10 protein-coding genes are annotated in these 13,764 nt (G+C 40.9%); 1 reads left to right on the top strand and 9 read right to left on the bottom strand.

The window, feature by feature from the left end; all coding sequences use genetic code 11:
* Positions 1–113: 113 nt before the first annotated feature.
* The 8 genes from AC07YT_RS23320 to AC07YT_RS23285 form a co-directional block, all read right to left on the bottom strand.
* A complete protein-coding gene (locus AC07YT_RS23320) occupies positions 114–1,754 on the bottom strand; it encodes a TldD/PmbA family protein (RefSeq protein WP_086545318.1) in 1,641 nt (546 codons plus the stop codon).
* A 127-nt stretch (positions 1,755–1,881) separates the two neighbouring features.
* Positions 1,882–3,198: a TldD/PmbA family protein gene (locus AC07YT_RS23315; protein ID WP_086545319.1), complete on the bottom strand. Its 1,317-nt coding sequence runs from the start codon at positions 3,196–3,198 to the stop codon at positions 1,882–1,884.
* 2 nt (positions 3,199–3,200) lie between these two features.
* The gene (locus AC07YT_RS23310) at positions 3,201–4,835 is read right to left on the bottom strand and encodes a TldD/PmbA family protein (RefSeq protein ID WP_086545320.1); all 1,635 of its coding nucleotides are present in this window, start codon (positions 4,833–4,835) and stop codon (positions 3,201–3,203) included.
* A 328-nt stretch (positions 4,836–5,163) separates the two neighbouring features.
* Positions 5,164–6,948 carry a hypothetical protein gene (locus AC07YT_RS23305; protein WP_086545321.1) on the bottom strand — a complete coding sequence of 595 codons (1,785 nt, stop codon included), beginning with the start codon at positions 6,946–6,948 and terminating at the stop codon, positions 5,164–5,166.
* Between the two features lie 2 nt (positions 6,949–6,950).
* Complete coding sequence (locus AC07YT_RS23300) at positions 6,951–9,083, bottom strand: DUF4175 family protein (protein WP_086545322.1); 2,133 nt, start codon at positions 9,081–9,083, stop codon at positions 6,951–6,953.
* Positions 9,070–10,437, bottom strand: a complete 1,368-nt coding sequence (locus AC07YT_RS23295) for a BatA domain-containing protein (RefSeq protein ID WP_086545323.1) — start codon at positions 10,435–10,437, stop codon at positions 9,070–9,072. The genes AC07YT_RS23300 and AC07YT_RS23295 overlap by 14 nt, the downstream gene beginning before the upstream one ends.
* A gap of 3 nt (positions 10,438–10,440) precedes the next feature.
* A complete protein-coding gene (locus AC07YT_RS23290) occupies positions 10,441–11,328 on the bottom strand; it encodes a DUF58 domain-containing protein (RefSeq protein ID WP_494945549.1) in 888 nt (295 codons plus the stop codon).
* The gene (locus AC07YT_RS23285) at positions 11,328–12,374 is read right to left on the bottom strand and encodes an AAA family ATPase (RefSeq protein ID WP_086549255.1); all 1,047 of its coding nucleotides are present in this window, start codon (positions 12,372–12,374) and stop codon (positions 11,328–11,330) included. The genes AC07YT_RS23290 and AC07YT_RS23285 overlap by 1 nt, the downstream gene beginning before the upstream one ends.
* A gap of 101 nt (positions 12,375–12,475) precedes the next feature.
* On the opposite strand from AC07YT_RS23285, the gene AC07YT_RS23280 reads away from it, so the two are divergent.
* Complete coding sequence (locus AC07YT_RS23280) at positions 12,476–13,105, top strand: DUF4159 domain-containing protein (RefSeq protein WP_086545324.1); 630 nt, start codon at positions 12,476–12,478, stop codon at positions 13,103–13,105.
* Between the two features lie 68 nt (positions 13,106–13,173).
* On the opposite strand, the gene AC07YT_RS23275 is transcribed toward AC07YT_RS23280, so the two are convergent.
* Positions 13,174–13,641, bottom strand: a complete 468-nt coding sequence (locus tag AC07YT_RS23275) for an Lrp/AsnC family transcriptional regulator (RefSeq protein ID WP_086545325.1) — start codon at positions 13,639–13,641, stop codon at positions 13,174–13,176.
* Positions 13,642–13,764: the final 123 nt, after the last annotated feature.

The raw sequence follows: 13,764 nt of genomic DNA, 5'->3' as shown, positions 1-13,764 counted from the left end.
ATATCTATGCTAATTAGCGTTTTGGACAGCGTGAAAAGCCTTCGTATAGAAACACCAAAGGACAAATCTATTAAGCTTTGTCCTTTGGTGTTGATGAAGCAAAAAGACGAGTTTTAGCCTAACTTTCTGCCGGTATTAATTACGTTAACCCCATTAAACCGGGTGGTGGCACTTCCGTGCGAAACCGCACTGACTTGCCCGGGCTGGCCTTTTCCATCGGAAAATGTACCACCTAGCCGGTAATCGTTTTTATCACAACGTTGCACGCAGGAGTTCCAGAATTCCTGGGTATTGGCCTGGTAGGCCGCGTCTTTAAGCATGCCAACAATTTTACCTTCTTTAATTTCGTAAGCCAGCTGTGCGCTGAACTGGAAATTATATCGCTGCTGATCGATGGAATAGGAATTCCTCCCGAACATGTAAATGCCTTTCTCCACATTTTTCACCATATCAGCCGCACTTAAAGCCGCATTCCCAGGTGCCAGTGAAACATTTGGCATTCTTTGAAACTGGATACTTTCCCAGCTATCGGCATAACAGCAGCCTTGCGATTCTTTCAATCCTAAAATATGCGCCTGGTCGCGGATGGTCTGGTAATTCACCAAAATCCCATCTTTAATGATATCCCACTGCCCACATTTTACACCTTCATCATCGTAACCTACTGCACCTAAGGAGCCAACTTCGAGCTTATCGGCAATGATGTTTACCTCTTTGCTGCCGAAGTTGAATTTTTTACTTTCCCATTTATCCAGGGTTAAGAAACTGGTGCCCGCATAATTGGCTTCGTAACCCAAAACGCGGTCTAATTCGGTTGGGTGACCAACAGATTCGTGGATGGTTAAAAACAGGTGAGAGGGGTCTAAAACCAGGTCATATTTGCCTGGAGCGATGGGTTTTGCTTTTAGCTTTTCGTCAACGTGTGCGGCGGCTTCGCGTACATCTTCCAGCATATCGTAACGCTTTTTGTACATCGTAACCGGGCCACCTTTAATTTTTTCTTCGTCTTTTGGTTTCAGGTATTCAAAACCCATACCCATTGGAGCGCTTAAGGCATTTCTGGTTTCGAATTTGCCACTTGCTGCATCCGTTTTGGTTAAGGTAAAGGTTGGCCATATCCTGTGGATATCCTGATCGATATAGGAGCCTTCGGTTGAAGCAAAGTATTTCTGCTCATTAATCATAAAGAGGTTGGAACTGATGTACTTTGCCCCACCTTTCATGGCCTCGCTATTTACTTTTAGAAGGAGATCAACTTTATCTGCAATAGGTACTTCAAAGGCATTAATTTCAACTGGTGTTTTCCAGCTTACGTCGCCATATCCTTTTTGCGCGGCCAGTTGGACCGGTTGATCCATCAGTTTTGAATTTCCTTTTGCAATGGCTACGGCAGCCTCGGCAGCTTTGGCAATACTGCTATTATCCAGGTTATTGGTTGCCGCAAAACCCCAGCTTCCATTGGCGATAACACGAACACCTAAACCATAAGATTCGGAATTAGAGATGTTTTCTACCCTGGTTTCTCTGGTGGCCACTACCTGATTTAAATACCGGCCTATACGTACATCAGCATAAGTTGCGCCTTTGCTTTTTGCAGCGTTGAGCGCAACATCGGCCATTTTTTTCTTTAGTGCAACATCAACAGGTGTTAAAGATTCTTCAACAGAAATTATTTTGCCAAAAGCAGGTATATTGGGCACCATGCTGGCACCGAGGCCAACACCTGTCATATATAAAAAATCTCTTCTTCTCAATTTTGTATATTTTTAATAAAAAGGTCGTCATCTCGACTGGAACGCAGTGGAAAGGAGAGATCTATCTAGGCAGATCTCTCGACTTCGCTGCACTCCGCTCGAGATGACGGTATTTAGAGGGAATTCCTTAAATCGCATCTGATAACGAAGTGAACGTAAAATCGCGGATTTTCATCGGCGGAATTAAGCCACTTCCTGTTCTCACTGGTTTACCTAAGGCTTCAACATTGTTGAGCATAATGACCGGACTTTCGTTGAACCTGAAATTTTTAATCGGGAATTTTATCTCACCATTTTCGATATAAAAAGTACCATCACGGGTTAATCCGGTCAGTAATAATGTCTGTGGATCCACTGAGCGGATATACCAGAAACGGGTAACCAATATTCCTTTTTCCGTACTTTTGATTAAGTCTTCCAGGGATTGTGTTCCGCCTTCGATAATTACACTGCGGCTAAATGGAATAGGCTCGACATTTTTTTGTGCTGCCCAATACCTCGAATAGGAAAGATTTTTTACAATCCCTTTTTCTACCCATTGTGTGCGCTTTACGGGCAAACCATCTCCATTCCATGTTGCTGATGGGATTTCAGTATTCATGGGATCAGAGTAAATGTTTACATTCTCCGAAAACAACTGTTCTCCTAAGCGCGTCCCACCGCCCTTTTTGCTCATAAAACTTCTGCCTTCATCAGCACTTCTGGCATCGAAACCCCTAAACATATTGCTTAAGATGTCGCTGGCTGCGAGAGGCTCTAAAATCACCGTATACTTGCCCGGCTCAATGGCTTTTGCACCTGCAGAGCCATTGGCTTTACCTGCCGCAATTTTACTTAGCGCAAGTGTATCCATTTTGTCTAAATCGTTGAAATCCTGCTCCACATAACCCGAACCGGTACCTTGCTTATTTCTAACCGTTACCGAGAAAGAAACGTTTGTACCCTTGTTGTAAGCGAATAAACCTTTGGAGTTCATGATGGCATTAAAACGGGTTGCATTTTCCAGGAAACCTGCGGCATCTAATCCGGCAGCTTTTGATACGCTTAAACTTTTACCCACCATTTCGGCCCTGGTATCGGGTGTCATGGCAGCTGTTTTTGCATTATAGGTATTTGATTCTGCAAAGGTTTGCGGACCTAAAAGGGGCATAAACTCTGGGTTTTCTGGTGCCAGCATCGCCAATTCTTCTGCTCTTTTTACTACTTTTTGCAAAGAGGCATCATCAAATTCGTTTATTGTGGCTGAGCCAGTTTTTTTACCAAAGGTTGAACTTACGCCTAAACTCATGGTGCTGATCTGACCTGCGGTAGAAACTGCATTACGGGCGTAACGGATATTTCCACCGTCAGAACCGTTTAAACCTACTTCGCAGAAATCGGCTTTCGAATATCCGATTACTTTTTTTAATATCGCCTGGGCTTCTTCTTTACTTAATATGGCCATAATTATATTTTTCTTGCTGTATTGATAACATTAACTCCATTAAACCGGGTAGTGGCACTGCCATGCGAAACAGCACTGCTTTGCGAAGGCTGCCCTTTTCCATCATTGAACGAACCGCCTAAACGATAATCGCTTTCATCGCAAATGGCATTGCACGAATTCCAGAACTCCTGGGTATTGGCCTGATAGGCCACATCGTTAAGCATGCCTGCAATTTTACCTTCCTTAATTTCATAGAAAATTTGTCCGCCGAACTGGAAATTGTAACGTTGCTGATCGATAGAAAAACTTCCATCGCCGATGATGTAAATGCCTTTTTCAACGTTTTTGATCATATCATCCACACTTAGTTTTTCTTTGCCTGGCTGTAATGAAACATTTGGCATGCGCTGAAACTGAACATCATCCCAGCCCTGCGAATAACAGCAGCCATTAGATTCTGTTAAACCGATAATGTGCGCCTGATCGCGGATGGCCTGATAGCTTGTTAATACGCCGTTTTTGATCAGGTCCCATTTTTTGCATTTTACACCTTCATCATCGTAACCAACAGCGCCCAGCGATCCAACCTGGGTTTTATCGGCCACAATATTTACTTTATCGCTGCCAAACTTAAATTTTTTCGATTCCCATTTGTCTAATGTAAGGAAACTGGTACCCGCGTAATTGGCTTCGTAGCCTAAAACACGGTCTAATTCAGTCGGGTGACCCACAGATTCGTGGATGGTTAACCAAAGGTGGGAAGGATCTAAAACCAGATCATATTTACCCGGCTCAACGGATTTAGCTTTTACTTTTTCGGTTGCTACTCGGGCGGCCTCTTTTACATCTTCCAGCATATCGTAACGACCTTTGTAGCGGGTTACAATCCCGGTAACCTTATCCTCAGGGCGGGCATGCATATATTCATATCCTTTGCCTGAGGGCGCACTCAATGCATTACGGGTTTTAAATTTACCCGATTCGCGATCGACTTTGGTTACATTAAAAGTTGGGTAAATGCGGTGAACATCCTGATCGATGTAAGAACCATCAGTAGAAGCGAAGTATTTTTGTTCATTAACCGCGAAAATAACGGAGTTTACAAAATTGGCTCCATTCTGCATGGCCACGTCGTTCACATTCAAAAGCAGGTCTACTTTTTCCTTTACCGGAACTTCGAAAGCATTAATTTCGATCGGTGTTTTCCAGCTTACCTCACCATAACCTTTTTGGGGAGCCAGCTGAACCGGTTCGCCCTGTATTTTAGCATTGGCTTTTGCAACGGCCACCGCTTGTTCAGCGGCTTTGGCAATGGCATCTTTGGTTACATTGTTTGTGGCAGCAAAGCCCCAGCAACCATTGGCTAAAACGCGAATACCCACACCATACGATTCGGTATTGGCTACGCCTTGAACACGTTTTTCGCGGGTGGCTACAAACTGGTTCAAATAACGGCCTATGCGGATATCGGCATAAGTTGCACCTTTTGATTTTGCTGCATTTAAAGCAACATCAGCCAGTTCTTTTTTAATTTTTACATCTACTCCATCTAGGGCCTGTAAAGGGTCTATGGGAGTTCCGAATGCAGAAAGGTCGGGCAGGAGCAGGGCACCCATACCCATTCCGGATAAGTAGAGGAAGTCTTTTCTTTTCAATTGGTTGAATTTAGTTAGTTTACGATTTCAATATAGCCAATTATGAGGCTAAAACTGGAAATTGATTATAACATTTTAGTTTCAAAGGCCGATATTTAAGTATAAATGATTTATTAGGTGATTTTAGCGACTAATAAACGCAGGTTTTAGTGCCTTAGGTATGGTATTTGGTTTTTTTTGCCACGGAAACACTGAAAGCACGGAGCTGATTTGTATGGTATTGCGGCGGTTTGTGATAGTGTGCAACGACCAATCATGTTGCTAAGTAGATTTTTCAAGAAGTCAAGTTTTAAAAACTTGACTTCTTTCTCGGAAATAGCCATACAATTTAAACAGTCAAAATCCTTGCTTCGTACCATAAAAAAGCAGCAGCAAGCACAAAACCTGTAAAGAACCACCAGAGTGATATTTCCTTCTCCAGAATGGTGTCTGTTAATTTGTTATTGGCTTCAGTAGTATTCTGGTTTTTGATAAACTGACGGGTCTCGTCTAATTTTTGCTGATTTTTGTGTGCTTTCCAATCGGTTTTTTTATAAATGTATACTGGCTCGATGGTTTGATTTATTTCCAGGTTTGTCCAGCCTGAATTTTGAGGCCAGTATAAAGCATCCCATTGGAAAGGAAGTGCCATATTTTGCCGCGGACTAAGTGAAATGTTATCAATTTTTAATACTGGTACCTTATTTGACGCTGCCAGATCTGCAATAATCTTCGTTTTTTGATGAATAACGGGAAATTGAGGAATGAAGCTTACAGACTGAATATCGTTTCTTTTTCTTGCGGCGTTAGCCAAAAGTTTAGACCAATAGCTTGCATAATCAGTTTTTTGCCCAGATAATAGCCAATTGTATGTAGCGGAAAGTGTAGAGACCAATACTTTACCAGAACCGCTGATGTTGCTATTGACCACTGTTTTACCATTGGCATCAACAATAAGTGGTTGATCACTTTGATTGGCCTTTAAAAACAATGTTTGCTCGAGGGGCAATGGATTAAACTTCAGGTGAGCTTCTACAAGCGTTAAATTTAGCGGTTTCCCTTTTAAGACAGGCGATTCGAATCGGCTAAACCTGCCACTGAGTGTAGTTGTAGCCTTTAAATTAGTCACCCTGATTAATAAACCCATTCCGTTATTAACGGCAAAATCTATTGAAAACCGTTCGCTGGGGCTGATGGCCGCTAACTCTTCTTCATCAATGATCATCATGTCGAATTTTTTTAATGACGATGCATTGATGCGATTAAGGTTAACGCTATCGATGTTCAGAAAGTCGAAAGCATATTTATTTTTACTGATCTGACTTCTGAAAGCCAGCGGGTATTGATTTTCGTATAACCAGTTTTTTAAAAATTTGTATTCGAAATCAGGAAAAGATGCCAGGATTAAAACTTTCATGGGCTCCTGGTCGCCAAGTTGTACAGGAACCGGTTCTTTAGCCAAAGTATCCTTTTTATTTAAGGATATTAATTCGTAAACTGCCTTTCCTGTTTGCTTTGGGAAAGTTTTAAAGGAGAAGGTTTTGTTCGCTTTGGCTTCAATACTGATTGAATCTACGGTTTTGCCTAAACCTTTGAGCAAAAGTTTAATTGTTTCATCGCCTGAATTTTGATAAGTGCCCTGAACCTGTAATAATTCGGTCGTTTTTAATTGAGCTGGCCAATTTGCCGCGATGATTCCTCGAGGATTGGCGGTAGGGTGGAAAGTGATCTGATATCCTTCCAGCAGCTCCAATTCAGCAGCATTTAAGCCATAACCATAAATATTCAGTTTTCGGATATTGGGGTTCGATTTTAGGAAATAAGAAAGATCGGGAATAATTATGGCCTTCGTATTTTTTAAATCTGGAGAATAAAGCGCATATTTCTTTCCTTTTAGGCTGCCAATCGAAGCAGGATTAGCACCTTCGGTGAGTAAGATGATTTCATCGGTGTTTTGTGGCAGGTGTGTTTCGTATTTGATCGGCACGATTAATAAGACAAAACAACTCACGGCAATTATACTTGCTATAATCCGCCACACTAATCTGGCCCGATTGGTTCTGCGTACCTCTTTGTATAGCAAAAATGCCAATAAAATTAACCCAGTCAGAATAGCGATGTATTTAAATTCCATATCTATCTGCCGGTTTTGTTGAGGTTATTAAAATAGTTTTGGTACAAAGCCGAAGCCGGGCCAGCGCTTTGTGTCTGTGGTTTGGCCGATTCGGTATTGATCATTTTTTGTATGGCTTGCTGAACCAGGTCGATGTCTTTAACCACCAGCTTATTACCCGTACTTAACTTCCTTAAACTACTTAAGGCATTTAAATAAGTAGCAGGATGATCGGCTGCAGCCCCAATCATGTATTTCTCTGTTTCGCTGAGTAAAAATTGATCCTGTTCACTAAACTTTTTGCCTGCTTTTCTGCTTTCCAGCAAGGCAAGTACTGTTTTTAAGGAAGCGGTCCTTTTTTCTTTTTGCTCAAACGACATTTTCTGTACGGGTTGCGTAATCTTATCCAGTTCGCCGGTTAAGCGTTTTTCGGGTTTTAATGCCGATGTTTTTACGGTAGTTTTAGCCACATAAGCACGGGATTTTTGTTGCAGGTCTTTGAGCAGCCTCAGCGCTTTATATTCGTATGGTAATGCTTCCTGGGGTTTATAGGTTCTCAAACGAAGTTCGGCATTCCACATTTCAGTTAAAACAGCCTTTAACTGTGCCTTCATTTCCGGTTCAAAAAAGGTAGCATCTTCGGCAATGTCATGTTTGTGGGCGTATTTATCCATAATTTCAGTCACATCCCCAAATTTTTCACCCTCTCCCTTTTGTCCGGCATGTTCATCGTGGTCATCATGATCGCCGCCGATTTCGGTTTCGTTTTCTTCACCCAAAAACTGTCCATACCGCAATCGCAACAGCTTTTGATCGATACCCAGATCATTGCTTCTGGTTTTGAAAGTTGCAACAGGCAGCGTCGATTGTTCTTTGAGCAATTTTTCAGTATCAATAATGATTTGCCTTTCGCTTCTGAAATATTCCGGAACCAGGTTAACACCATTGGTCATGCCTGCTAAACTCATTAACTCTGCGGTATCCACAATTGAAACAAAATAAACATCCGACCGGCTCGACTGACCATGGTTATCCATCGCTTTGATGAAAAAGTAAAGCTCATCACCGGGTTTCATGCCGAGGCTTTTCAGGTCAATTAATCTACCTAACGAAATGTTCTTCCGGTTGTCAAAACTGGTATTGAAGGATAATTTTTTTTCGGTAAAACTCACGCCCTCGCCTTTGCCACTGGCCATGGTTGCCGATATAAAGGCATCGCTAATACCGTAATCATCTGTAAGTGATACCTGTAGGTTAATTTTTTGTGGCTGACCGATATCAATTGTGGTATGCTGTTTGGGTTGTGTAATTTTAATCGTAACGGGCAAATCGGGGATGATCTCCATCTGGTAGAGATCTGATTTTTTGCCATCCAGTTCCAATTGATAAAAGCCTGATTTATTAATGGTTTTGGCATAAACCCATTGTGTATTTGATTTATTTAAAGGTTTTAACGAAACAATTTCATTGTCGTTAAAGATCAGTTTCAGTTTTTTGATGCCAATATTCGTCTCTATTTTCCAGTTTATTTGAGCACCTGTTTCGGCGGTGATGGTAAATTGTTTCTGTTTGCGTTCTCCTTTCCCAGTATAGGCTGGGGGAATAATGGTTGCGCTGAAATCGGAAATCTCAGCCGGGATATTTTCTTTGATTGTGGGAATTTGGTTAAGCTTTTCGTGAAAGTTTAAAGGTTCTTTTTTGAGCAGGGGGATTTTGCTAATCCCAAAGCTGATGAATAAAGCCGCAAGCAAAATGCCCAAACCCAGATATAATTTCTTGGCTGGTTCTTTAGGTTGTGGAAGGCCTGGGAGGATATTTTCAATCTTATTGCGTTGCAATTGTTGTAAGATCGATAATTCAGTCTCCTGCTGAAGCAACAGATCGGCACTTTCTTCCAGTTCAGGATATTGATTATTGACGAATCTCGAAACATCATGGTTGGTGGTTTTCCAAATGGGTTTCCTGAACAAAAGAACAGCCAGAGCCGCAGGAAAAACAATTGCAAAAAGCCATGGTGAAAAATGCAGCAGGTACACGCCAATAACCGATATAACCAGTGCGATAGCCAATGCAATTGCAAAGGTGCTGATCAGGTAAAAGCTAATCCACTTTTTCCTTAGGTTACTGATCCAGTTTTGTCCTTCAGCTTTTAACATAATTCGGTTTTTTTCTGAATGATAAAATACGTTCGGTAACCAAAATCAATAAGGCAGCGATCCAAAATAAAGTGCCAAGCGCTTTATTTTGAGTACTTTTTGTGGCCGATTGGGCTTTGTTGATCTCGAAGACATTATTTTGAGCGGTAGATAAACGTCGCTGATCATTAGGATGGTCTTCAAAACCAAAATCATTTGGGGTTTTATCTTGTAAAAGCAGGGGCATTAATGCTTTTACAAATATACCATCCCAAACCAGTTCATTCCATTGCGGATTAAACCGGCTATAAAAATGAAATGTATTTAGATTATTTACCTTTTCATTGGTCAATATTGCATTTCCAAAGCCGTCGGTCCATATTTTTTCTGATTGATTATTCGAAACAACCTTTTTACTCCATTTAATGTGGCGACCATAAAGGTTAAGGGCAGATGGTGAGGTGATTACTTTCCCTTTTTCATATTGAAACAAGTTTCCACTGGCTGCGATTGAAGATTTAAAAATTGGAGTAACCGGATCATCCGATAACCAGAAACCAATAGCTACCTTTCCGGAAACAGGATTAATGATGATTTTCCGTTTCGTAAAGCTGCCAATGGCCTTTAAAGCCGCAATGAGGTATTTACCATCTTCAATGCCTGAGCCTTCATGTATAGCGATGTTTACTGGCACTTCATCTGCCGGGTTTAAAGCTTCGTAGGTGGTATTGGATGGATTCGATTTTGCCTCATATTTCTTTCCTGCGTAGCTGGCAATCCAGCTGCTCAGGGTATCCGTTTGGTTTAAGGGGATGTATTTGAGTTTGCAGCTAAGGCTTGGCCATTCGTTCCCAAAATGGTTTAAGCGCCGGTCTGCAAAAAGATAAACGCTTGCACCTGCGGGAACAAAATGATTCGCCGCAGTCAGTAAGGTCGTGTAATTTAAGCTATTGCGCTGTTTTACTTCAGCAGTAGTATCTTTTAAGGTTAATGGCGCAAAACCCATATTAAAATCGTGGATTTCATAACCCTTTTTTAGCAATGAATCGATCGTTTTTTTATGTGTTTTGAAAACCTGTGGAAAAGTGGCTTTATCTGCCAGAATCCATCCATTTTTACTATTGCCTGAAATATTTTTTTTTAGATATGGCTGCGCCAGCAGAAATGCCAGTAGTGCCAAAAGCAAACAGCGTAAAACCAATAAAAGCCAGTCGTTAATTCTGAAGCTTTTTGAACTTGCCCTCGAGCTTTCGCCCAGCAATGCAATGCTGCCAATCTTAACCGTTTTACCCTGTTTAACGTTCCACAAGTGGATTAGGAGCGGAATAATTAATCCTGCCAGCGCCACTAAACCTATGGGATATAAAAATTGCACCGTTTAAATTCTAAGTTTACTTCTTTGTTTTAAAAAATCTCTTAATGCCTGATCTAAAGGCTCATCGGTACAAATGGTTCGGTAGAAAATTCTTCTGTCGAGCATTTTAACTCTTGTTTCCTCTAAATAAACGGCCAGTTTGGTCTTATAATTTACCCGGGCCTTTTCCTGATCGATCTGAATGGTTTCGCCTGTTTCCAGATCTTCGAATGTACTATACCCTTTAAAATCCAGGTCGAGTTCATTTCTTGAGAGCACATGAAAAACTACAATTTCGTGCCGAAGTGTATTTAAAGTATCCAGCAATTTAATAATCTCATCATCGCTTTGATAAAGATCGGTAACGAAAATAAGCAGTTCGCGTTTTTGAGTACCTGTAAACAGCTCTTTGTAGTGAATGGGTTTGGTGAACTTTCCTTCAGGATTAATCTGCTCCAACTGGTAAAATAACCTGGCCAAATGCTGATAATCCTGTTTGGCTATCATGGAAAAGATGCTGGAATTTTTAAGCACATATAAACCAATGGCATCGCCCTGTAAATTTGCCAGGTAGGCTAACGAGGCACCAAGATATCGCGCATAATCTATTTTGGTAAAATCGCCGTCGCTGTGGCTCATCGAAGCACTAGCGTCTATGATTATTCGTATGGCAATATTGGTTTCTACTTCCGATTCGCGAATGTAATAGCGGTCTGAGCGGGCAAACATTTTCCAATCGAGCGAGCGGAGGTCATCACCTGGCTGGTAACTTCTGTATTGGCTAAACTCCAATCCCGGACCTTTTACGGTACTTTTATTAATGCCATTCATAAACCCGTCAATCGTCATTTTAGCCGATAACGACAGGTCTTTAATGGCCATCAATATTTTCGGATCAAGCAGTTTTTGCATTAAATATTCGATTTTGGTTTCGAAATGGCTTTAATCAGTTCGTCTGTTACTTTGTCTGACGAAACATTTTCCGCTTCCGCTTTAAAGTTCATTAATACCCTATGGCGCAATACCGGATAAGCCATGGCTTGTAAATCTTCCATGATTACAGCATACCGGCCTTTAAACAGTGCCCTTGCTTTAGCCGTTAAAATCAGCGCCTGTCCGGCACGTGGGCCAGCGCCCCAGCGTACCCATTCTTTTACAAAATTTACAGTAGTGGTATCAGGACGTGTGGCACGGATCATTTCGCTTACATAAGTAATCAGGTCATCGCTGATGCTTACTTCGCGGGTAATGGCTTGCAGTTCCTTAATTTCTTCAGCTCCAACAATCGGGTTGATTATTGCTTTCTTGCTGCCTGTGGTACTGCTTAAAATTTGTGTTTCTTCTGCTGCGGTAGGGTAACCGATTTTGATATATAACAGAAACCGGTCTAACTGAGCTTCAGGCAGGGGATAAGTACCTGCTTGTTCAATGGGGTTTTGGGTGGCCAGGATAAAAAATGGCCGATCTAAGGGGTAAGTTTGCCCGCCATAGGTTACTTCAAATTCCTGCATGGCTTCTAATAAGGCCGATTGTGTTTTTGGTGGCGTTCTGTTCACCTCATCCGCCAGAATAATATTGGCAAATAAGGGGCCTTTATTAAATTTAAAAAAACGTTTTCCGGTTACATGGTCTTCTTCCAGTATTTCGGTGCCTACAATATCGGTGGGCATTAAATCGGGCGTAAACTGGATTCTCCTAAAAGAAAGATCTAAAGCTTGCGACATGGTTCTTACCATTAAAGTCTTTGCCAGGCCTGGTACGCCTTCCAGTAAACAATGTCCGCCAGCCATTAATGCAATCAGCATTTCTTCAATGATCACATCCTGGCCAACAATTACTTTCTGTATTTCGCTTTTTAACAGGGAGATCTTATCGATCAATATTTTTATGTTGCTTTCTGAACGCTCCAAAACGGTTGATTTTTTAGTATAACGATATTGTGCTTCAATATAGCGCATATTGGCAGATAGTTTTAGCCCTGTGGAAAGAATATCAAAAAATTTACAAGATAATTTGGTTAAAAAATACAATTAATGAAAAATGAAGGTAATTTTAGGCTGTGCAAAGAGCTAAATTTACATTTGCGAGGTTAAAATATAATTCTGGCGATTGGGATACCGATCAGCGGATGCCTTCTAATTTGTTGAATTCTTTGCTGGAGTATACCACTATTCCTTTAGATGAAGAGGAGAAAATTGTAGAATTGAGCAGCCGCGATTTATTTAAATATCCTTTTTGTTATTTAAGCGGACACAAACTGGTTCAATTTAGCCAGCAGGAAGCTGTAAATTTTAAAACCTATGTGCACAACGGCGGTTTCGTTTTTGTAGATGATTGCAACCACGATATTGATGGTTTATTCGCCCGCTCGTTCGAAACACAGATGAGCAACCTGTTTGGTCCACAAGCTTTGAAGAAAATCCCCAATAACCATGGCATTTATAGTTCTTTTTTCAAGTTTGAGAAGGGACCGCCTACCACTTCTTTTGAGTTAAACGGTTGGGGCGACGATCTGGTGCACGATTACTTGAAAGCCATTACCATTAACAATAGGATAGGGGTGTTGTATAGCAATAAAGATTATGGCTGCGAGTGGGACTACGATTTCAGGAATAAACGCTTTTTAGCTGAAGACAATACCAAATTTGGGGTAAATATTATCCTGTACGCCATGGGCATTAACAGTTAACAATTGGCAATTTTCAGTTGGTTATTTCTTTAAAATAATGCGCAATTAAATACATTACTAGTTAACCACTACAAGGCGTAAGCCGTTTCGGCCTTTGATTGATTCAGCACTAAAAAGCTCTGGATATTTCCTACATAAGCCAGGGCACCTATATTGTCTCTGAGGAAATTGTTGTAAGAAACCATATCAGGCATGGCTACCTTAAGCATAAAATCGAAATGTCCGGTAAGATGATAACATTCCATCACTTCGGGGTATTTTTCCATTTCGGCCTTAAATGCCCTTACAATATCTTCTGAATGCATGGTAAGCTGTATGTGCGGAAAGGCTATAAAATGCGACCTCAGTTTATCGATATCTACAATGGCAACTGTTGATTTGATGTAGCCGTTTGTCCGCAGTTTTTTAATGCGCTCTACAATATGGGTCATGCTTTTTCTAAGCTTTCCCGAAACTTCTTTATAGGTTAATAATCCATCACGTTGTAAAAGATTTAGGATTTCGATATCAGTCTGATCAACTTTTTGAGGTTGCATGTAAAATACTTAGTGTATAATTGTTTCTATTTTGTTCGCTTTTGTGAAGCCTAAAAATAGTTAAAATAAGGTATATTTAAGTTAATTTATGGTTCTTATTTAAAAAGCTACTTAGTGTATATA

This window comes from Pedobacter sp. GW460-11-11-14-TSB4, assembly GCF_059423705.1.
This window is presented reverse-complemented; position numbering and strand designations above follow the sequence as displayed.

Coding starts and splice junctions, on each gene's coding strand:
- AC07YT_RS23275 (WP_086545325.1), bottom strand. CDS start 13,641: ATGCAACCTCAAAAAGTTGATCAGACTGATATCGAAATCCTAAATCTT.
- AC07YT_RS23290 (WP_494945549.1), bottom strand. CDS start 11,328: ATGCAAAAACTGCTTGATCCGAAAATATTGATGGCCATTAAAGACCTG.
- AC07YT_RS23315 (WP_086545319.1), bottom strand. CDS start 3,198: ATGGCCATATTAAGTAAAGAAGAAGCCCAGGCGATATTAAAAAAAGTA.
- AC07YT_RS23300 (WP_086545322.1), bottom strand. CDS start 9,083: ATGTTAAAAGCTGAAGGACAAAACTGGATCAGTAACCTAAGGAAAAAG.
- AC07YT_RS23285 (WP_086549255.1), bottom strand. CDS start 12,374: ATGCGCTATATTGAAGCACAATATCGTTATACTAAAAAATCAACCGTT.
- AC07YT_RS23305 (WP_086545321.1), bottom strand. CDS start 6,948: ATGGAATTTAAATACATCGCTATTCTGACTGGGTTAATTTTATTGGCA.